General features: G+C 40.5%; 21 protein-coding genes, 1 pseudogene and 1 riboswitch. Of the genes and pseudogenes, 8 read left to right on the top strand and 14 right to left on the bottom strand.

What is annotated here, in order from left to right; genetic code table 11:
* Nucleotides 1–4: 4 nt before the first annotated feature.
* On the bottom strand, nt 5–1,207 hold the full coding sequence (locus ACQKMF_RS02430) for an NlpC/P60 family protein (protein WP_427571641.1): 1,203 nt from the start codon (nt 1,205–1,207) through the stop codon (nt 5–7).
* A gap of 394 nt (nt 1,208–1,601) precedes the next feature.
* Between ACQKMF_RS02430 and ACQKMF_RS02425 the strand changes: the two genes are divergently transcribed.
* A complete protein-coding gene (locus tag ACQKMF_RS02425; RefSeq protein ID WP_402939160.1) occupies nt 1,602–1,826 on the top strand; it encodes a hypothetical protein in 225 nt (74 codons plus the stop codon).
* On the opposite strand, the gene ACQKMF_RS02420 is transcribed toward ACQKMF_RS02425, so the two are convergent.
* From ACQKMF_RS02420 to ACQKMF_RS02380, 9 genes and pseudogenes are all read right to left on the bottom strand, one after another.
* On the bottom strand, nt 1,797–2,462 hold the full coding sequence (locus ACQKMF_RS02420; protein WP_101223063.1) for a DUF2642 domain-containing protein: 666 nt from the start codon (nt 2,460–2,462) through the stop codon (nt 1,797–1,799). The two genes, ACQKMF_RS02425 and ACQKMF_RS02420, sit on opposite strands and share 30 nt — an antisense overlap.
* 24 nt (nt 2,463–2,486) lie before the next feature.
* Complete coding sequence (locus ACQKMF_RS02415) at nt 2,487–3,842, bottom strand: arsenic transporter (RefSeq protein WP_402939163.1); 1,356 nt, start codon at nt 3,840–3,842, stop codon at nt 2,487–2,489.
* A gap of 247 nt (nt 3,843–4,089) precedes the next feature.
* Nucleotides 4,090–6,171 (bottom strand): methyl-accepting chemotaxis protein, encoded by a 2,082-nt coding sequence (locus tag ACQKMF_RS02410; RefSeq protein WP_101223065.1) that lies wholly within the window; start codon nt 6,169–6,171, stop codon nt 4,090–4,092.
* A gap of 284 nt (nt 6,172–6,455) precedes the next feature.
* Nucleotides 6,456–6,584, bottom strand: a pseudogene (locus ACQKMF_RS02405) (DJ-1/PfpI family protein); the annotation flags it as partial.
* Nucleotides 6,585–6,749: 165 nt separating this feature from the next.
* The gene (locus ACQKMF_RS02400) at nt 6,750–6,947 is read right to left on the bottom strand and encodes a hypothetical protein (protein WP_101223067.1); all 198 of its coding nucleotides are present in this window, start codon (nt 6,945–6,947) and stop codon (nt 6,750–6,752) included.
* A 128-nt stretch (nt 6,948–7,075) separates the two neighbouring features.
* The gene (locus tag ACQKMF_RS02395; RefSeq protein ID WP_427571638.1) at nt 7,076–8,326 is read right to left on the bottom strand and encodes an MFS transporter; all 1,251 of its coding nucleotides are present in this window, start codon (nt 8,324–8,326) and stop codon (nt 7,076–7,078) included.
* 644 nt (nt 8,327–8,970) lie between these two features.
* Nucleotides 8,971–9,456, bottom strand: a complete 486-nt coding sequence (locus ACQKMF_RS02390; RefSeq protein WP_427571636.1) for an SRPBCC family protein — start codon at nt 9,454–9,456, stop codon at nt 8,971–8,973.
* A gap of 23 nt (nt 9,457–9,479) precedes the next feature.
* Nucleotides 9,480–10,016: an N-acetyltransferase family protein gene (locus ACQKMF_RS02385; RefSeq protein WP_427571634.1), complete on the bottom strand. Its 537-nt coding sequence runs from the start codon at nt 10,014–10,016 to the stop codon at nt 9,480–9,482.
* A gap of 2 nt (nt 10,017–10,018) precedes the next feature.
* A complete protein-coding gene (locus ACQKMF_RS02380; protein ID WP_427571632.1) occupies nt 10,019–10,543 on the bottom strand; it encodes a YfiT family bacillithiol transferase in 525 nt (174 codons plus the stop codon).
* Between the two features lie 226 nt (nt 10,544–10,769).
* Between ACQKMF_RS02380 and ACQKMF_RS02375 the strand changes: the two genes are divergently transcribed.
* The 4 genes from ACQKMF_RS02375 (at nt 10,770) to ACQKMF_RS02360 (ending at nt 15,257) form a co-directional block, all read left to right on the top strand.
* Nucleotides 10,770–11,870: an endospore germination permease gene (locus ACQKMF_RS02375; RefSeq protein WP_402939182.1), complete on the top strand. Its 1,101-nt coding sequence runs from the start codon at nt 10,770–10,772 to the stop codon at nt 11,868–11,870.
* Entirely contained in the window at nt 11,845–13,329 is a 1,485-nt protein-coding gene (locus tag ACQKMF_RS02370) for a spore germination protein (RefSeq protein ID WP_402939185.1), read from the top strand. The genes ACQKMF_RS02375 and ACQKMF_RS02370 overlap by 26 nt, the downstream gene beginning before the upstream one ends.
* Nucleotides 13,330–13,333: 4 nt before the next feature.
* Nucleotides 13,334–14,479, top strand: a complete 1,146-nt coding sequence (locus tag ACQKMF_RS02365) for a Ger(x)C family spore germination protein (protein WP_402939188.1) — start codon at nt 13,334–13,336, stop codon at nt 14,477–14,479.
* A 340-nt stretch (nt 14,480–14,819) separates the two neighbouring features.
* Nucleotides 14,820–15,257 (top strand): GNAT family N-acetyltransferase, encoded by a 438-nt coding sequence (locus ACQKMF_RS02360; RefSeq protein ID WP_427571629.1) that lies wholly within the window; start codon nt 14,820–14,822, stop codon nt 15,255–15,257.
* A gap of 61 nt (nt 15,258–15,318) precedes the next feature.
* Here ACQKMF_RS02360 and ACQKMF_RS02355 read toward each other — a convergent pair whose 3' ends face one another.
* Nucleotides 15,319–15,603 carry an AbrB/MazE/SpoVT family DNA-binding domain-containing protein gene (locus ACQKMF_RS02355; protein ID WP_053536026.1) on the bottom strand — a complete coding sequence of 95 codons (285 nt, stop codon included), beginning with the start codon at nt 15,601–15,603 and terminating at the stop codon, nt 15,319–15,321.
* Nucleotides 15,604–16,089: 486 nt separating this feature from the next.
* Between ACQKMF_RS02355 and ACQKMF_RS02350 the strand changes: the two genes are divergently transcribed.
* From ACQKMF_RS02350 to ACQKMF_RS02340, 3 genes are all read left to right on the top strand, one after another.
* Nucleotides 16,090–17,061 (top strand): DMT family transporter, encoded by a 972-nt coding sequence (locus ACQKMF_RS02350; protein ID WP_101223076.1) that lies wholly within the window; start codon nt 16,090–16,092, stop codon nt 17,059–17,061.
* Between the two features lie 287 nt (nt 17,062–17,348).
* Nucleotides 17,349–17,449, top strand: a riboswitch (guanidine-I (ykkC/yxkD leader).
* A gap of 72 nt (nt 17,450–17,521) precedes the next feature.
* Nucleotides 17,522–17,863 carry a DMT family transporter gene (locus tag ACQKMF_RS02345; protein WP_063232562.1) on the top strand — a complete coding sequence of 114 codons (342 nt, stop codon included), beginning with the start codon at nt 17,522–17,524 and terminating at the stop codon, nt 17,861–17,863.
* Nucleotides 17,863–18,177 carry a DMT family transporter gene (locus tag ACQKMF_RS02340; RefSeq protein ID WP_034309447.1) on the top strand — a complete coding sequence of 105 codons (315 nt, stop codon included), beginning with the start codon at nt 17,863–17,865 and terminating at the stop codon, nt 18,175–18,177. The genes ACQKMF_RS02345 and ACQKMF_RS02340 overlap by 1 nt, the downstream gene beginning before the upstream one ends.
* Before the next feature lie 168 nt (nt 18,178–18,345).
* Here the strand turns inward: ACQKMF_RS02340 and ACQKMF_RS02335 are convergent, their stop codons facing one another.
* The 3 genes from ACQKMF_RS02335 to ACQKMF_RS02325 are packed head-to-tail and all read right to left on the bottom strand — an operon-like array spanning nt 18,346 to nt 19,910.
* The gene (locus ACQKMF_RS02335) at nt 18,346–19,137 is read right to left on the bottom strand and encodes a DUF817 domain-containing protein (RefSeq protein WP_402940140.1); all 792 of its coding nucleotides are present in this window, start codon (nt 19,135–19,137) and stop codon (nt 18,346–18,348) included.
* 58 nt (nt 19,138–19,195) lie between these two features.
* Nucleotides 19,196–19,417, bottom strand: coding sequence for a helix-turn-helix domain-containing protein (locus tag ACQKMF_RS02330; protein ID WP_101223077.1), 222 nt, complete (start codon nt 19,415–19,417; stop codon nt 19,196–19,198).
* Nucleotides 19,418–19,427: 10 nt separating this feature from the next.
* Nucleotides 19,428–19,910, bottom strand: coding sequence for a DUF2975 domain-containing protein (locus ACQKMF_RS02325; RefSeq protein ID WP_101223078.1), 483 nt, complete (start codon nt 19,908–19,910; stop codon nt 19,428–19,430).
* Nucleotides 19,911–20,060 lie beyond the last annotated feature (150 nt).

Raw genomic sequence — 20,060 nt, 5'->3', positions numbered from 1 at the left:
CTTCTTAGTCCATAAGGCTTTCAACTTGGCCGAAGCTTTCGAATTTCTCGGCAAAATAAACTGACGAAAGATTGGAGATATGAACGCCCGTGTTTTCCGTTGTATGGAGAAAACGGCCATCACCTAGATAAATACCTACGTGGGTCACACCCAGCCTTGTTCCTGTGTCCCTAAAAAACACTAAATCCCCTGCCTTTGGATTTTCGATTTTGGACAGTAATGAGAAGTAATCCGCTGCAGAACCCCGTTTTACTGAAAGGCCCTGTTCCTTCATGACCCAATAAATGAATCCGCTGCAATCCATTCCGATCATCGGATCTTCCCCACCGAAAACATAGTTGAATCCGCGTAGAGTGTATGCATACTTGATGACATCATATGCTTTATCATATGCAGCCTCCTGGTTTACATAAAACGGATACAACGGGTTGCTGTATAGTTGAAGATACTGCCCTTGCATCAATTCATCCGTACTTAAAGCGTTGCGACTTTTGATCGTCCTCATGGAAATGCTATAATTCTCCGATATACTTTTAAGCGTTTCTCCCGTTTGGACGATATGCTCTCCTTTAGGCGTATATGTTTTGTACGCCACTTGGTATTTTGCAAAGTAATCTTCTGTAGTGGATCTCACCTGCACCGTTTCCGCACCATATCCAGAATTGATAAATTGGTTTTTGCCGACATAAATACCCGCAGTCACGACTTTTAAGCTGTCTTTTTCCAGAAAGAATATAATATCCCCCGTTTTCGGAGTGGCTGTATCCATCCCTTGCTTATAAAAACCATCTACTGTCAAACGGTCGACCGGCACATTTTGCCGGGAAAGCACCCAATGAATCAATCCGCTCGAATCAAATCCTTTTTCAGGCGTCTCCTCTCCAGCTGTCTTTTTAAACCCTATAAAGGATTTCGCATAGTTTGCAATTTTTTTTCCTCTCTCCGACCATTGAAAGATGGAAGGAGTATACGCCGTGTGAATGATTGTCAACCTTTGGCCCGCAAATAACTTATCATCCGGTAAACCATTCGTTTTCATTAATTGTTCAGCCGATATCTCATATGTCTTGGCAATCGATTCAACCGTTTCGCCAGAGGTTACAGTATGCACAGGCTCTGCTGCCTCGACCATTAAGCCAGGTAAAAAAGTGAAATTGATCATGAATACCAATGTAAGTATCATACCGCTTAATTTTCCGTTAAACATTTTAACCTTCCTTTATAGCTGAAATATTTTTAAATATACGATGTTCAAGTAAACTCCATCACACGAATCTTTTATCCTATCATCCACCCAAAAAAATGAGCCTTAACTCTCAACACTTCCATATTATCGGCGAACAGAATAAAACATTTAGCCTATTTTCACAAATTATCATCAATCCGATTCAATAAAACCACTTTAAAAACAAACCATTATTCCTATATTATGCTCTTTTACCGTCACAGTGTGACTTTCCCTATAGCTACCCAGGTCATGGAGAAATGTTCATGGTTGGAATCGGAAAATTACTAGAAGATTTTATTTTTTTGGACAGAATGGGTAAAGTTAGCTGAGGCCAGTGATGATAAAGTCGTACTAACGATATAGGAGTGAAGATATGCAACATAGTTTAGGAGGGGCAACGCATTTGAGGTTTGGCATAAACAGACCTTGCTGTAACGTGATGAACTACACATATAGCTTGGCAACTCTAAAAAAGGATCAGGAACCCGAATCCATTGATATCATCACCCATCATCTAGCAGAAGAAAAAAGGGGAAAGCTTAATGGCCTTCCCCTCGTTTCTAAGAATCTATGGCATGTACACCGTTTTAATATGTGAAAGCTTCAAAAACACATGTTCTCCACTGGCTGTCGTTAATTCAACCAAGTTGTTTTCCGCCTTTTTAAGCATACCGATTTTCATCGGGTCCTCTCCCCCATCAAATACTACTAGCTTTCCTGCATTTTTCTTTAATTGGTCTTCCAAAGAACGCAGCATTGGCACATCTGAAGGGTTGACGGGAAAACTCTCTTTACTGAGTGTATAGGGTGTGGCACTTTGATTGTACGGGGTAAGCCATTTAAGGTGATGCAGCGAGACATACATCATTTTATATACAGGCGAGTAGAATGCAAAGTAATCATTGAAAACATTGGTTATATAGCCGTGTAAAGGAATGTGTCCAGCAACATGGATTTCTGAAAAAACCCCTTTTGCGTTCATTAGTGTTTTACGATAGGAAATCGACGCCATGTCTTCCATTATGGGGGACTCCATAGGATTTTTGATCTCGTTATCAATCTCTGTACTCAGATTGAATTTATGGACGTGCAGCATAGGAAAATACAAAAACTGCTGTCCATTAAACAACACTAGAATATCCGTGCTCAGATCAGTTAGAATTCCTTTGAAAGTTTTTTTTCCTGAGATTTGGACATCAATCTGTTTACCCAGTAATGCAAACGCATCACTCATTACTATCTCCTCCTAGGGGGTTATTCAGCTAAAAATCATTTGCACCCAATAAAATAATAAGAGCAGTGTCACCACTGTCGTTATTGGTATGACTATCAGGGTTACACTTAAATAATCTTTCCACTTAATTTTCACTTTGTTTTGTTTCAGGATGTGCATCCAGATAAGTGAGGCAAGAGTACCGATGGGCAATAACAATGATCCCATGTCACTACCGATTATATTAGCTAGATAGATAGTTTTTAATGTGATCGGATCCAGTCCCATTTCGGTTAAGGTAATGGTACCTATCATTAATGCTGGATGATTATTGAAGATGTTTGATAGAATCGAAACCAATCCTCCCATGACAAAGCTCGCACTCAGTAACCCTTGATTTACAATCGGTTCGCATATCTGTACGAGCATGTCTGTAAGGCCTACATTATGTAGACCATAAATGATCACATACATGGAGAATGCGAATATCAGGATGTGCCATGGGGTCTTTTTTAAGATATCGACAGGGTTTGTCCGTAAATGGTACCACCTCCAGATCAGTAAAGATAAAGAGCCAAGTACAGCAACCCACTCGATTGGAATGGAAAAATAAGAAGCTACAAAGAGTAAACAGCGCACCACGAACACATAGAGCAATACTTTCAACATGAATTTTGTGCGTTGCCTTTTTGTTTCAACCGTCACTTTCCCCTTTAGGGGGTGGAAATTCTTAGTGAAGAAACTTTCCTCAATGTCATAAGAAATTTTTGGCAGTTTCTTGGGCAATTTTTTCTTGACCACTACGAACATCAACCATGACATGAAGACCAACCCCAAAGTTGCAGGTACAAACATCATGGCAGTATGCATATAAAGCGTCATGTGCACAATTTTCAAAGCGATTAAATTAACAATATTACTCACACCAATAGGCGCACTTGAAGCTGTTGCAATCAATGCTCCACTCAAAAGATACGGGATGGCTTCATGCGGCTTTAATCTGAGATTTTTCAAAAGCAAGATCAAGATGGGGGTCGTAATCATGATGCTGCCGTCGTTATTGAATAACAAGGTCATTAAAAAGCACAATAATTGAATGTACCAATACAGACGATACCCCGATCCTTTGGCAAGGATCGCAAGTCTCGCAGCCGCCCAGTGAAAAAATCCGAAACTTTCCAAGATGACTGCCATGACAATCGTTGCCATGATGGTGATCGATGCGCCCCCGATTTTATTGATGATATCCAAAATATCGCCTTGGGATACTGTGCCATTCAGTAAAATTATCACTGCACCGATTGAAGCTGGCCATGCTTCATTGATACCTCCTGGCCTCCACAATATAACTATCATTGTCATGACGAACACAAAAATAGTCATTCCTATTTCGAAATGCATGTTGTTCTCCCCTTTTTGGGCCTTGAGCCATTGGACCCTACTTGTCCGATTCCTATATATTATTCCCCTTTGTAAAAAAAGCATGGATACTTGACCAGTCCTTCTAAATTGTACTTTTGTACTTCTAGTGATTTTGTCCACTAAAGAGAGATGCCCAGTTCACAGAAATCAGGGTCAATGGCAATACAACAAAGGGGAGACCACTTAGTGGCCTCCCCTTTTCGAAACACTTATGTTGTCCGTTCCTCTAATCCTTTATCTGAAATTCCCCGAGCGTATGCTCCAAATCATTTATTAACTGTGATAGCTGCTGTGTATATTGAGCTAGTTCATTGGATGAAGCTGCTTGTTCCTCCATCGATGATGCAATTTCCTCTGATGAAGCTGTCGTTTGCTGAGATACGGCGGTGATTTCTTCTATTACTTTAATAACCGTTTCTTTCTGTTGATTGATACTTTCAATGGATCGTGTTTCTTCCTGGATCGAATTAGAAATCTCCTCAACGGAATCCTCCAGCTCTTTCATGGCTTCACTTACCGTGATCACAGCATTTTTCTGATCCTTGCTGATTTGATTCGTTTCATTGGTCGTCCTCAGCAATTCCTCTGTATCTGATAGAATGCTTTGGATGATGGCTTGAATGTTTTTTGTAGCTTCTTTTGAATCATCAGCCAAGCTCCTTACTTCATTCGCCACGACGGCAAACCCTTTGCCGGACTCACCTGCCCTTGCCGCTTCTATGGATGCATTCAAAGATAACAAATTGGTTTGTTCCGATATTTTCGAGATGGCATTCGTGACATCGGAAATGGTTTTTGATTTTTCCACAAGTCTTAAGCTCATGCTGTTGACTGCAGCAAAAGCCATTTCTAATTTATGGTACGACGTTTCCAAGCCACTTACCTGTTGTTTCCCTGACTCTATTTTTTCAGATGCAAGCTCCAATACGGTTTGGGTCTCCCTCGATTTTTTTGATAACCCATCGATTTCGCCACTAAGAACCTGGATCGTGCCCGCACCATGCTCCACTTGTTCAGATTGATTCGATGCTCCCGCTGCAATCTCTTCTATCGCGCGTGAAACATCTGTAATGGCCGCACTATTCTCAGCAGCTATTTGGCTTAAGCCGGCATTGGCCTTTGTCACCGATTCCGCATTGCCGTTTACCTTGGCAACCAATCCTCTTAATTTCCCCAACATCGAGTTATAGCTTTTGCTTAAGTCCCCAATCTCATCATTGGATTTAATGGCAAATTCGGACACTAAATCCCCATTAGCTGTCTTTTCTATGATTTTTTGGAAGTCGGCCATGATCTTCGTTAACTTTCCTGCTAGATAAAGAGCACATGCCGTCCCGAATAGAAGACCTAAAATACCTGATATCACTACGATTCTATTAATGTCATCCAGCTTTGATTGCAGTATTTTATCTGGATTGAGCGCCAAAACCTTCCAGTTCACTTCAGGGACCGTACTCAATTCACCTGTATAATCTTCACCTTCCAACGTCAAGGCCTGATTCGCCTTGACGTTGCCATTATACATGTCGGCCACCCACTTGAACTCTGAATTGAATCGGTCAGTATCCGCCATGAAATCCTCCACACCTACTTCCATCCCGCTTTTTTCAGGATTCATATTCTTCCCGTCCATCCCCTGCATGAATGAACTCACAATAAAACCTTGTGAATCCAATATAACCAGATTGCTAGTGGACTCTTTTTCGATGGTTGTCCTCATTTTCCCGATTGTCGAAAGGTCGATGTCATAGCCCAGGGCTCCTGCCATTTTCCCGTCCGATAAAACGGGCGTTACAACGGAAGTCATGATCATCCCTGAAACTCCATCCTTATACACATCCATCCATTTCGTTTCTGGCCTTTCGGTCAGCTGCGTATATGTCTTGGTCTCCCTTGCATCCTGATTGAAATCCATTTGGGGCGAAGCATACAAGGAACCATCCGATCCATCCATATAATAAACAGAAATTAAATCTTCATTGTTCTTTTGAAATGCCTCTATCGTTTTTTGGATATCCTTGATTGAATCACCATTCTTGATCTGATTGGAAACTAGCTGTGATAACTGCTCTAGCGAATTCTCATACGTGGCCATGCTCAAATTGATTTGTGCCGCCGCATTTTGGGCCGAGCTTTTGTTGATGGATATACTATCTTCTTTAAAAATGGAGGTCACTTTTACCCCCATTATCGAAACGGATACGACAATAGCTAGAAAAACGGATGTGCATATAAATAATAACCATTTTATCCGGACCGATATCCTCCTCTTCACTTTTTCTTTCTTTTCAATCGATGAACTTCTCATTAATAATTTCCCCTTTTTATTTGACCTGCAAAAATGCTTCGCTTACCTGTGTGAAAACAAAGATTCAATCTATGCTCAAAATGGATCCTTCCTTATTTACGATCACTTACTTTATTTTTCCACATAAACATACTATATACCTAATCAAACCTTGTCAATTGCCAATTAAGGATAAATATGTAGGTATAAAGAACTTATTGCGTTTTCAAATTCAAAAAACCCTTGGATTACATAGAATCCAAGGGTTTCAAATGGGTAATAACAAGGTTAGCAGAAAACGAGATTTAGCGTAATGCTGCAGCTAGGCTCTCTCCGAATTCTTTTGCACCATCCGGACCATCACCTGTAATGATATCATCATGCGCAACGACATGCTGTTTTGCATATTCAACGGAATTGGCTTTCAATTCGTCAGGAACTTAGTGAACTCACTTTCCACTCCAGGCACTCGCTTTGCGCGGAGTCTCATACCTTCCGTTTTTCCAGAAAAACTTTAGACCGACAATAGAATATGTCGATCTGTTGGATTCGAAGCTGATCATTTCCCATGAAAAGGAAAGATGATAACTCAAACCAATTTACCTTTTACCCGGTTTGGTGAATTGCTGACCAATTGCACCTATTATTAAAATGATGATCGAAATGAGACTGTAGTCCTTAAAAAAGGTCGTAAATGGAATTTCCAGAAATAAAAACGCCATCGTAAGCAGTCGTCCTATAAGTAGGATCATTCCGATAACTACCATCCAATTAAATAACTTTCCCAAAAAATCCATCTTTTCCTCCTTAGCCAATCTAATGATGACTTTCATGGTGTAATAAGAATAAAAAACTGGAGTGCTGCCCTAATATCCAATACCCTTCTGGCTCCAGTCCTTCAGCTCACATGATGTCCCGTGTACCATTACTCGGGGGCATCTTTCGAGATTGGTTTTCCGGCTTCGATCAACACTTTGCTGCCCAGCAGGAAAAAACCTTGAATGAACAGCAATAAACCAGTTCCTATAAGCAGCAACTCAATTTTAATGATGTCGGATATCGGTCCGAATACTAGCATTCCCAGGGGCATCATCGATGTCGAGATCATCCCTAAAACACCAAATACCCTTCCAAGAAGATCACCCTCTACCTTCTCCTGTAACAAGACCATGGACGGCGTATTAAAGATGGGCATCGCCAATCCGACTACCCCCATGATGATCAAGTAAATCCAGAAAACGGGGATGATTCCAAGAGCGAAAGTACAGGCGCCAATTATCAGGCTCGCAAGTGTCATCGTATGGATCTTGTTTTTAAAGCCTCCCCACGAAGCCATGAAAATCCCGCCTAGCATCATTCCGATGGCAAAAGTGATCTCTATCGCAGTCAACCGCCAAACATCATTCCCGAAAGAGCGTGTGACCTGAAGCGGTGTAAGAAATGCTACAGGTGCGGCAAGCACGAAGAAAAATGCGAAAAATATAAAGAACTTCTTAAGAAAGTCGTGATTCCTGATATAACTGAATCCTTCTTTCAAATCGGTGAAATAGCTGGTAGTTTGCTTTTGTAATGCCTTCGCATGTGCTGGAATTTTCAAAAATGCCAGCAAAGTGAAGATGGCAATTGCAGCTGTAATCACATCAATGAAGAAAATGGTTTCGATTGAAGCCATCGTAAGCAGCGCGCCGCTCACCATGGGGGAAACTAGCATCACCAGCGCTTGAATGCTTCCATTTGTCCCATTCACCTTCGTAAGTTTATCCTCTGGCACAAGCTGCGGAAGAATGGCCCCGACTGCAGGAGTCTGGATTCCAGTTCCTATCGCCCGGACAGCGGACATGACGAAAAGCAGCCAAAGCTCATCGTAGCCGATTAAAAACAAGATGGCCAAAATCAGCGTTGAAATGGCAATCAATGAATCCGAAAGAATGATCAGCATCTTCCGATTATAGCGGTCTGCCCATACCCCCGCGATTGGGGAGAGTATAAAGGTAGGCACGAAACCACAAACGATGGATATCGTCATCATGACACCCGACTGTGTATTCAACGTGATATACCACATGATGGCATACTGAACTAAGGACGAACCAAAGAGGGATATGGTCTGACTGCCTAGAAAAAGAGTGATATTCTTTTTCCAATTGTCCTTTACTTGTTCATTTAATGATTTCATCTCTTAAACACCTCATTCTATTTTCAATATTTTTTTCTTAATGCCCTAAAAAAAACACAGGCTATCTGCCTGTGTTTAGAGTAAATGGATCAGAACCTATCTAAAGAAACTGAGAGGATGATTATTTTCACGATAAAAAGTAATCTCCTACTGGCCTTCGGTTTGGTCAATACAATGGAGAATTCACCACTTTACACGTATCCAAAATGACCTCCTTGGATAGGTAAAGTATTTCTCCCCTTAATAATTCTTCTATTTTAAAGTCAACTGGAATAGCGAAACCCTTTGATCACAAAGGTTGTCGCGGCATCAGCTGGACACAAAAAAAAGAGGTTGAAATCGTCTCTTTTTTTCACTAAAGCGTAAAATGAAGGTTTCCTTAAAAATAGACAGACCATTCCCATTCACCCTGCGGACATGCAGAGCCTTTGAACGTATTCAATTAACGGTTCAAAGATTGGAAACGCAGTCTGATAAATGTCACAAGGAAAACCTCCATTTCTTAAAAGTTAAAGTCATCTTAACATGGAGCCAACTGGAATATCAATAAAAAACTGCCTTAATGGCAGAAGCCTCACTTCGGTTTTGGCCGAAATTCACTTTTCCGCTTCCTTATGCATCCACCTGCATGTCACACATTCCATTCATCCTTCAATTCGTTTGACGGCGGCCGTATATTCCTTATGCCTTTTTTCCCATTCATCCATCGGGAAGTCCTGATGATGACCATTAAGTAAATCACTAAACATATCAAGGCATATATGCCAGCCTGCCAAATCTTTTGATGTATGATCATTAACTGGCGTGATGGATTCTTTCAATACTAATGAGCATCCATCCTTTTCAGGGGATACCTCGAAACGAACCCAGCCGTCCCCCCATTCAAAATCTAAAACGGAAAATTCTTGGAAGTCCCTGACCTTCATATCAAAAGATTTCCCTGACCCATCATTGAAATTGAATTTTATGGTCCCGTCTTTTCGAAGGTCTTTCATTTCCAGGTTGGACATCCACTTTTCCACCTTATCATTCTCCGTTAAAGCACCCCATACCTTTTCAACCGAATGATTGAGCAGGCGATCAAATCTTGCGATAATCCCATTACCTTCTTTTTCGATTACAGCTTGCAATTGGATTCCCCCCTTACAATTCGTTACCCGATTTTATTTTTATAATAAAACATGGTCGGATGTAATTCACCATTTGCAGATTTCGCATAATCAGGAATCCTGCCTGCCTGAATATATCCCAATGATGTATACAGGGAGTTAGAAGGATCCCCTTCCCTTGTATCCAGGACCAATAATGTCCGTCCCTCCTGCTTGACCCTCTTCTCAGCCTCTAGCATGAGTGAACGTCCTATTCCATTTCGTCTATAACCAGTATGCGTCATTAATTTTGCGATTTCCGCTCGATGGCCGCCGTTTTGCTTTGAACATAAATGTAACTGTACACTCCCGACTATCTTACCCTGTAATTTAGCAACTAATAGAATCACATCAGGATTTATGGCACTACTCCAATAATCAATCGCCTCAGACCGTTCCATGGGAGGTAAAAAACCGATGGACGCGCCATCATCCACCACTTGCACCAAAAGGTCGGAAAGATCATTAAGATGTTCTTCGATTGATGTTAATTGTTCGATTTTCACTTCGGCATTCACAGTAATCACACCTTTCTCAGTCATATTCACCATCCCTGGCGCTTTGATAAAGAAGTAATATGAGCCAGGTGATGGCGTCCGTGCCAGGCATAAATCCCTATATTTTCACCGACTGTCACCTCTCCCGAATCAGGATTGATGAATGTTCTGCTCAAATCATCCGCATGAAGACCCGATAAAAGTTTGCACATTCGAATATGTATACCTTCGAGCAGTGATAGAGAAACTTCAATCGGCAAATCATAATCAGGCAGCTCTGCCCATTGCCCCTCTTCGTATGGTTTAATGACCGGACTTTCTTCCGTAAGGGCCAATTTGATGCGAATATACGCGTTCATATGGCTATCCGCAACATGATGCACCACTTGGCGCACCGTCCATCCTCCAGGCCGATAAGCCGTATCCAGTTGTTCATCTTCCATGTTGCCTACCGCTTCCCGCAGCATCCGAGGCAAAGCATCGATCTCGTTGAGCCACCCCTCGGCTACACCAATAGTAATCTCCCCATCAAACTGAAACTTTCCAATCGGGTATCTTAAATCCACCTTCATTCCCCCTTGATGTTCAATAAAAATGCATCTATATATATTCTTTATCAATTAAGACAAATCCTTTTTCCGGCATACTTTGCTTTGCTCTACTGCTCATCACTAAACATCAGGAAATTTAATCCATATCATTAGCACGTATACTATTTCCACATTTAGCAACCATAACAAAAGAATGGCATTTGCATTAATACAATCTTTAAACAATGGAAATGGGGAAAGGATCATCTTGAAGAAAATCAGATCGATACAAACTCTTAGCATCTTCTTTTTATCAATCGGCCTTCTAAATCACGTTATCTTGATCCCTTTCCTTCTATCCACCGGCGGAAGGGATTCTTGGTTTTTTTCTATCCTGACTATTGGATTGATACCGGTTTGGGTCTACATATTATCGAGGATAATCAAGAATATGAATAATCAATCCCTTACAAATTGGCTTGAAAATAGATTTGGTAATCCTATTAAAAATATCGTTTTATTCTTTATCGTGATTTATCTGATCAGTCTTGTATTGGCCACCACAAAGGAAACGATTGATTGGATTACGACAAGCTTTCTTTTTGAAACCCCAAGTTTAGCGATTATCATTCCGTTTACACTGCTTTGCATCTTCCTTGCCCATTCAGGTATGCGCTCCATCGCCATTTGCTCTTCTGTATTATTGCCAATAGTCGTCATTCTTGGCATGTTTGTTGCGACCGGAAATATACCGACAAAAGACTATAGCCACCTCCTTCCCCTTTTCGAGAATGGCTATTTTCATGGCGTTAAAGCCATGAAATATTCTGGTTATGGTCTTGCCGAACTGATTTTAATCGCTTTTTTCCAGGAAAAGCTTACTGATAAAATCAGTCGGAAAGTATTGGTTTTCATATGCCTCGGTTTAGTGTTTTTACTTCTAGGACCATTAACAGCTGCAATTGCCGAATTCGGACCGACCTTAGCCGAAGCCATGAGGTACCCTGCATTTGAACAGTGGCGTCTGCTGACTATTGGAAAATATATCGAACATACAGATTTCTTTTCCATTTATCAATGGCTTGCTGGTGCCTATATCCGTGTTTCACTGGCATTATTCTTAATAACGGAAATCTTTAATAGGAAAACTGAAAAAATGAAGGTAGGAATTCTTTTCGCTGTCGGCTTTCTCATGGTCGTCATCTCCATCGTACCATTCAGTAATTTCAAGTTTTTGCATGTGACCCAAACTTTTTATTATCCTGGCGCTTTTTATTTCCTGTTACTTTTGTCCGCCTTTTTGTTTATCGGCACGTTCATTAGATCTAAGGAGGGTAAACGACATGAGAATGAAACGATCCAAAAATGAACCAACCCTGCCTGAATTAAAGGAGGAGACATTTCGGGAGTTATTCAGTTCAAGCTCGGATATCATATTTGACACGATTTATATTGGAGAAACCGAAAGGCCCATTCCTGTCCTTATCTTTTATTGCTCGGGTATGACCGATATCAGTTTACTGAACGAGGGGATTTTGGAAAAGTTAAACAAAATGATGGAATTGGATGAGAGAATCGATGAAGAAGAGGCAATCAACAAGCTAAAACCATTGATAGATTTGACTAAAGTGACAATTGATAGTGAATTCAATAGCGTCCAGCAGCTGATTTTCTCCGGGAATGCCTTATTATTCATTCCATCAAACCAAAAGTTATTTTCAATAAATTTGTCCAATGTTCCGAACAGGCAGCCTGAGGAGTCTTCCTTCGAGGTCTCTGTAAGAGGACCAAGAGATGGATTTGTCGAGGATTTATCCATAAATACCGCTTTAATCAGAAAGCGGCTAAAAACAAAATCGCTCGCCTATGAAGACTTTATTGTCGGCAGGCGCAGTCAAACGAAAGTCGCACTAATGTACATGGATGACATCATTGATAAAGAACTGGTCAAAAATGTGAGGTCCAAGATTAACTCCATTGATATTGATATATTGGTGAGCAGCCAACAATTGGAGGAATTGATCACTAACAGTAAATTTAGTATATTTCCACTCACTCATTATACAAGTCGCCCCGACTTTGGAGTGGAAGCACTCAATCAAGGAAGATTCATTCTAATCGTGGACGGAATGCCAACAATAATCGTGGCTCCTTCTACATTATTATTGCAAATAAAAACAGCAGAAGATTCGAATCTTCCTTATCTATTTGTAAGTCTTGAGCGACTGCTTCGCTTTATGGGGCTTGGCATTACCATTTTATTGCCGGGGTTTTGGATATCCATTTCCGCTTTCAACATTGAACAGGTGCCGTTCCCGTTATTGGCCACCATCACCCTTTCAAGGCTTGGACTTCCCTTATCCGCCACCATGGAATTCATTCTCATGCTCATTTTATTTGAATTATTCCGCGAATCCGGAGTCAGGTTACCTAAAGCGGTTGGGCAGACAGTTGCCGTTGTAGGCGGACTCATTGTCGGTGATGCCGCGATAAGGGCCGGACTGACCTCACAAACCATGCTTGTGGTTACTGCCGTAACCTCTGTCGCATCTTATACTCTTGTAAACCAGTCTTTAACAGGGGCCGTAACGATTCTGCGCATGTTTGTGCTGTTACTAAGCTGTATTTATGGAATCTATGGCACGATAATCGGTTTCCTTTCCATTGTCACTTTACTATCCAGGCTTGATTCATTCGGGATTTCATATATTGGCGGAATGAACCCGCCAATATTCACTAAACTACTGGATTCATTCATAATGAGGCCATGGAATTCCATGAGCAAACGATCCTTGGCAGCTAATGATAAGACCAGAAAGGGGCAGTAAGGCCATGTTCCGCATCTGCAAAATATTATTAACCATCCCTCTATTCCTTTTACTTTCAGGCTGCTGGGATGAAAAAACGATCCAGGATTTTCATTATATAACGGCCATCGGGATAGATTTCAAAGATGGGGAATACATTGTTTATACGCAACTTGTGGACTTCTCTGCGGTAGCTAAAACGGAGGCAAAACCCACTCAAGCCCCGCCCGTATATGTAGGGAAACAAAAAGCGCGTTCCATCTCGATCGCCATTAATAAACTAATGCGCAATACTCAACAGTCTCTCTATATAGGGCATGTTTCCACATTTGTCATCAGTGAAAATGTTTTGAAGCTGCAAAGTACAGAAATAGTGGATTATATATACAGAAACCAGTTACTTAGGTATTCAGCCAATATCTTTGCCACAAAAAGTTCCATGGATGAGCTTTTCTCCATTAATGGATATTTTAATTTATCGCCTTTATACACGACATTATATTTTCCTGAGGATGTCTACAGGAATCGATCATTCATCCAACCCATTACGGTCCAAAGGTATTATTCCAATCAACGGGAAAAAGCATCTACAACCATCCTGCCCTCCATTTCCTGGAACGATAAAGTATGGAAGGAAAAAGATAAAAAAAGAAAAAGCATCTATATGGATGGTGCTTATGTCATTTACTATAAAGTGTCCCAGCCCTGGTTCTCTGAAAAGGATTTGAGCGGTTTACGCTGGCTCAATAAAAGGACCAACAAAACACCCTTAAATATTAACATGAATAAGCAAGACATCTATGCCTCTTTCTCCCATCCGCATTATCAAGTAAAGCCTGTTCTCATGGATGGAAAGTACAAATTCAATATTGACGTTGATGTATCAGGTAAGATACTGGGGCTTGATACACAAATGGATATCGATAAAATAAAACGAAAATTCGAAAGCCAAATAAAAAAAGAAATCCAAACAACCTTCATGACAGGGATTCAAAAGAACGCGGATCCTTTAAGCTTAGGTAAAATCCTTTATATCAAAGAGACAAAATACTGGCAAAAGAATCATATAAATGATCCGAAGGACTACTTAGATAACGATTCACTACATGATATAAACGTTAAAGTTCACATCCTTAATACAGGCGGTTTAGAAGCTAAACCACTCGAGTAATGAAGGATTTGATTTATTATTTTAGGTCCCAATTTGATGATGCTCCTTTCACGAGTAAATCGGCCAAACTCACGAGTATTTGTTCTAATTTCACGAGTAAATTGCCAAAACTCACAAGTAAAAGCTTATAATTCGTGAGTTTGCTGCTGCATTTGACGTATTATCGCTTATAATCCATGAGTTTACAGCCCAACTTGGGTTTAATAGCCCTTTTCATGTAGGATGGTGCCTTTTTAGGCTCCATCCTGATTTTTGGCGCCGGAAAATGTGGTCCTGAATTTGGCGGGAAGTATGATTAAATGGTAAATTTAGAGTATTCTAACAATTGGAGGGTCCATTTATGAGCATACAAAAGGCTACATTACTTGAGCTGGAATCACTGACGGAACTTTTTGATTTATACAGGGTGTTTTATGAGCAAACCTCTGATCCTGGTCGCGCAACGGAGTTTTTAAGGGAAAGGCTGACAAATGGGGAGTCTGTGGTTTTTATGGCGTTTGATGAAGGAAATCCAATTGGTTTTGTACAATTGTATCCTTCTTTTTCGTCTGTCAGTATGATGCGGTCATGGGTATTGAATGATTTATTCGTGAAGGAGTCCGCCCGCAAAAAGGGATTTGGCGAGGAGTTATTGAACGCGGCCATCAGTTTTGCACGGGAAACAGGTGCCAAAGGGGTTTCACTGGAGACAGGTAAGGATAATGTTAATGCACAGAAGCTTTATGAAAAAATTGGTTTCGTCCGTGAATCGAATCATTTTTATTATTTCACCCTTTAATATAAAAAAAAGTGTAGGGAAAACCTCCCTACACTTGGATGCTATTAATCTAGCATATTAATTATTTAGCAGTTTCCATGCTGGCTTGAATTTCTTTAATTAGAAGTTCGGCACCTTCAGGGCTAAGTATTAATTTACCGTCAGCAAGTTTCATATTGTCATCGGAAACTTCACCTGTAACCTGACAAGTCATGTTTGGTTTATATTTTTGAAGGATGATGCGCTCTTGTTCTACATAAATCTCCAGAGCGTCTTTCTCATTAATTCCTAATGTTCGGCGCAGTTCAATTGGAATGACTACCCGTCCTAATTCGTCAACTTTACGTACAATACCTGTAGATTTCATTTAATTTACCCCACTAACTTTCTTGCGAATGTTGCATTTATATATTTCGTCACCATTCGACATTATTTGCACTTCTATTAAGATACCACTACCTACCATATTCGTCAATTCTCGTATCTTCATATATTATCTGCCTCTATATGATTTTTATATAAAATATTAGTAATACCTTCATAACACGCGTCTTGACAACGTTTCCCGCTTCTTTAGTTGGTATATATTGTTAAAATGAATATTAAAATGGAAACGCCTTCATTTAATTCCAACAAGCATTCTTTTTAAGTCATGTCGAATCATGAAGAATGAATTTCACTAGCCTAAAAGAATCCTGTTGATTTTCTTTTGCTTTTGAAGGAAAATTTAAATTGATCGCTTATAATATTCCGAAAATTCATTCCGCTTTTAAAACAGTGGATTCAGAAAGCCGAAACGATTGCCATCCTTCCAGAGTCTTATTGACTCATAAAACAGATTGAGGTGAGTCAATTGCGTCCGATTATATTAGGTATTTGTTCTGCTTTCTTTTTTGCATTTACGTTTGTTTTGAATCAGGCCATGGAGCTGTCTGGCGGAAGTTGGATTTGGAGTGCTTCGCTGCGTTATTTCTTCATGGTGCCATTTCTGTTGTGTATCGTATTGAGCAGAAAAAACCTGCGTCCCCTTTTACAAGTGATGAGAGAAAAGCCAGGTCCTTGGCTGCTTTGGAGTTTTGTCGGATTTGGGTTATTTTATGCTCCTTTATGCTTTGCGTCCGCCTACTCACCTGGCTGGCTGATCGCCGGCACTTGGCAAATCACGATCATTTCGGGTGCGCTGCTTGCGCCGCTGTTTTTTGAAAGTGTCCAAACGAAAGATGGGATCGAAAGGCAAAGAGGAAGGGTTTCTGTGAAAGGCCTCCTCATGTCCATGATCATTCTGCTTGGGATCATCCTGATGCAGCTGGAACATACTAAACACATTTCAATGGCCAATCTTTGGCTGGGAGTGATTCCAATCGTCATCGCTTCGTTTGCATATCCTTTGGGAAATCGCAAAATGATGGAAGTATCCGAAGGTCGTTTAGATGCTTACCAGCGTGTATTGGGAATGACTTTGGCGAGTTTGCCATTCTGGTTCCTGCTTTCATTGTACGGTTTCTTTACAGTAGGGGCACCGACGAAGATGCAGAGTTTCCAATCCCTTTTGGTCGCACTATTTTCAGGTGTCATTGCCACAGTCCTTTTTTTCAAGGCGACCGATTTGGTAAGTGGAAATATGCAGAAATTAGCTTCAGTCGAAGCTACACAATCGATGGAGGTCCTTTTTGCCCTCGCCGGCGAATTACTATTCCTATCTTTACCTATCCCTTCTCCGTTATCGTGGTTCGGTATCTTTATCGTCATCATAGGAATGATCCTGCATAGCTATGTTTCACATAAAAAAGAAGGTTCATCCCGGAAACGGACAGTGAGTGCCTAAATAGCAAGTCAAAAAAGCCCCGGATAAGATTTCGGGGCTTTTTTGACCTTAAAAACAGAAACTGCCTACGTTCTTTTTTTCCATTGACAGGTCATGATAAATTGATGATTTTTTAAAGTGGCAAACAGCTCACCTTCCATTTTTATCATTAAACTTTTCAGTCATCTCTGCTGCAAACGTTACGGGGCATTTGCTGATATTAGACCAAATTGGGCATGGCCTTGGCAAAAAAATCTTTATCTTGAGTAAGTTCAAAAAGTATGTATAATGAAAGGTAATTGCATATGTCAAAGGTTTTCTAGGGTTCCGCAGTGCGTCTTATTGCTGGTCTGGTCCGAGAGAAAACTCACAGCATGCTGTGTCACGGAAGGATAAAAGCCTGGGAGAAACTGTTTAACAGTTATCTCTTGGGCTTTTTTTGTTTTTTTTGGTAAAGAATAAAATCGGAGGTGCGGTATTCATGAGCACAAACTGGATTAAAGTATTCATTGCAGCTTTTTTTGAAGTATTTTGGGTGATTGGCTTAAAACATGCAGATGACTTTTGGACTTGGTCTGGAACGGTCATTTCGATCATCATCAGTTTTTACTTGATGATAATGGCTGGCAGGAAGCTTCCTGTCGGTACGGTATATGCCGTTTTTGTTGGTATGGGGACAGCCGGTACCGTTTTTTCAGAAATCATTTTCTTTGGAGAATCCTTCAAGCTGAGCAAAACGCTATTGATCCTCCTTTTATTATCAGGGGTGATTGGCTTGAAGCTAGTGACTGATGATAAGGCAGAGAAAGGGGATGAATCATAATGGCTTGGGTCTCTTTAATCTTAGCGGGGCTATTTGAAATGTTTGGGGTTGCGATGATAAATAAATTGCACAAAGACCGTAATTGGCAATCCTTGCTGCTGTTGTTCATCGGATTTGGAGCAAGTTTCCTTTTTCTTGCTTATGCCATGAAAACCTTGCCGATGGGGACTGCTTATGCTATCTGGACAGGAATCGGCGCATCAGGCGGAGCGATAATCGGGATGCTATTATATGGGGAATCCAAAGATTGGCGAAGAGTCGTTTTTATAGCCATGGTCCTTGGCGCAGCAGTGGGATTAAAACTTGTTTCATAAGAATGAGTGAAGGTGATTTTCTTTTGTCTATAGAAATTCGGAATATGACACCGCATTACCATTATGTTATCTGGTATATAAAAGCATAGAAAAACAAAGACGACACAATTTTGATATATCGAATTAATGTGTCGTCCTTACTTATTTAGTTTCTTGTGTGAAGCCATTTTATAAAAAATGATTAGCATCCATCTTAGTGGAATCTTTCCCTTTAACCTGCTTTAGCGTCGCTACTATAAGAAAGCTAACAATTACTAATAAGAGCCATGAGCTTACCTTTCCTAGATGAACAAGACTCCATGCATCGGTTTGGTTTGGATATTCCCATGCCCCAAAGAACGTTGCGATATTTTCGGCTATCCATATAAAAAATCCGATGAGCACAAAAGAAAGCGCGATTGGCATACGATATAGAGTTCCACCAACCTCGTATGTGACCCATGACCGCCAAAAGACGATGATGACAAGTCCAGATAACCACCAACGAACATCAATCCAATAATGGTGGGTGAAAAAATTCAAATAAATCGCAGCTGCAAGAGATACAACGACCAAAAACGGCGGCCACTTGACAAGTTCAACCTTTAACCTCCTCCACGCCTGGCAAAGATAACTCGCTACACTTGCGTACATGAATCCGCTATACAGAGGCACTCCAAAGATCTTAAAAATACCTTCCTCTGGATAAGTCCAGGAGCCCATATGTACCTTGAAAAGTTCAAGAGCAAGTCCAATAAGGTGGAACAATGTGATAACCTTTAGTTCATCCCGTGTTTCAAGCCCGGAACGCAGCATCCACCACTGCATCAGAAGGCAGATGATGAGCAGCCAGTCATACCGCGGCAGGAAGGGAAGCGGAATGAATTTTGTAATAGCCAAAGAAGCACAAATAGCTGCAGGAAACAAACATGACAGGGCCTGCTCCCAGCCAAACCGAACGAGTTGTTTTAGTGCTCGCATGATTGGTGTTTCCTCTTTTTTAATGGTTAAAAAATTCATGTTTTACTCCCCTTTACCATTATCCTTGGGTGTCTTCATCATTACGGTATTCTAAAATATCTCCGGGCTGACATTCTAACGCCTTGCAAATCGCCTCTAAAGTTGATAATCGAATCGCTTTTGCCTTGCCGTTTTTCAATATGGAAAGGTTAGCCATCGTTATTCCAACCCTCTCAGAAAGTTCTGTAACACTCATTTTCCTTTTAGCCAGCATTACATCAATATTGATTATAATTGCCATTTTATTCACCTCAGACTATTAAGTCATTTTCTGATTTTATATCGATGGCCTCTTGCAAAAGCCTTTGAAGAACAGCAGCAAAGACTGCAATCACCATTGAAGCAAAAATGATGACCAATCCGATTACTATGATGCCTGGGGCGTCGTCCATCTCCGCAATGAGATAAAAGAGCGGCATTCCTACCACATACAAGCTGCTGATTGTGATTGCACAATTTTTTATTGTCTTTAAAGCTCTTACAGATAATTCCGAGAAAGCTTTGTTCTTGTCAATATAGCTTAAAAGTTTAAAGGCTTGATATAGAGCGAAGTAAAAAGGTATCGCCGAAGCATACAAATCGATTAAAACGAGATATTTCAAATAAGGCATATCCGGATATAATTCTGCTGCAAAATTCGCAATCTCAGGCACCACAAAGATGCACAAAGCAAGAATCGGCATTCCAATAAGAATAACGGCTATCTTCAAAAAGATCGTTGACACTTGTTTCATAAAAAGCACCTCATTTATTTTTTATCAATTTGAATTTAACACAATTTTTATCGTTTTACAATAAAACATTGTTGTTTTTTATTATATTATTATTGTTACCGTAATATCCTTTTCTTTTAAAAATAAAAGAAGCACTCCTCATTTACAAAG

Origin of the sequence: Peribacillus sp. NPDC101480 (genome assembly GCF_050277335.1) — a bacterium.
In the GTDB taxonomy this organism is placed as follows: Bacteria; Bacillota; Bacilli; order Bacillales; family DSM-1321; genus Peribacillus.
Note: the sequence above shows the minus strand (reverse complement) of the source record. Positions and strands in the feature narration are given on the sequence as shown.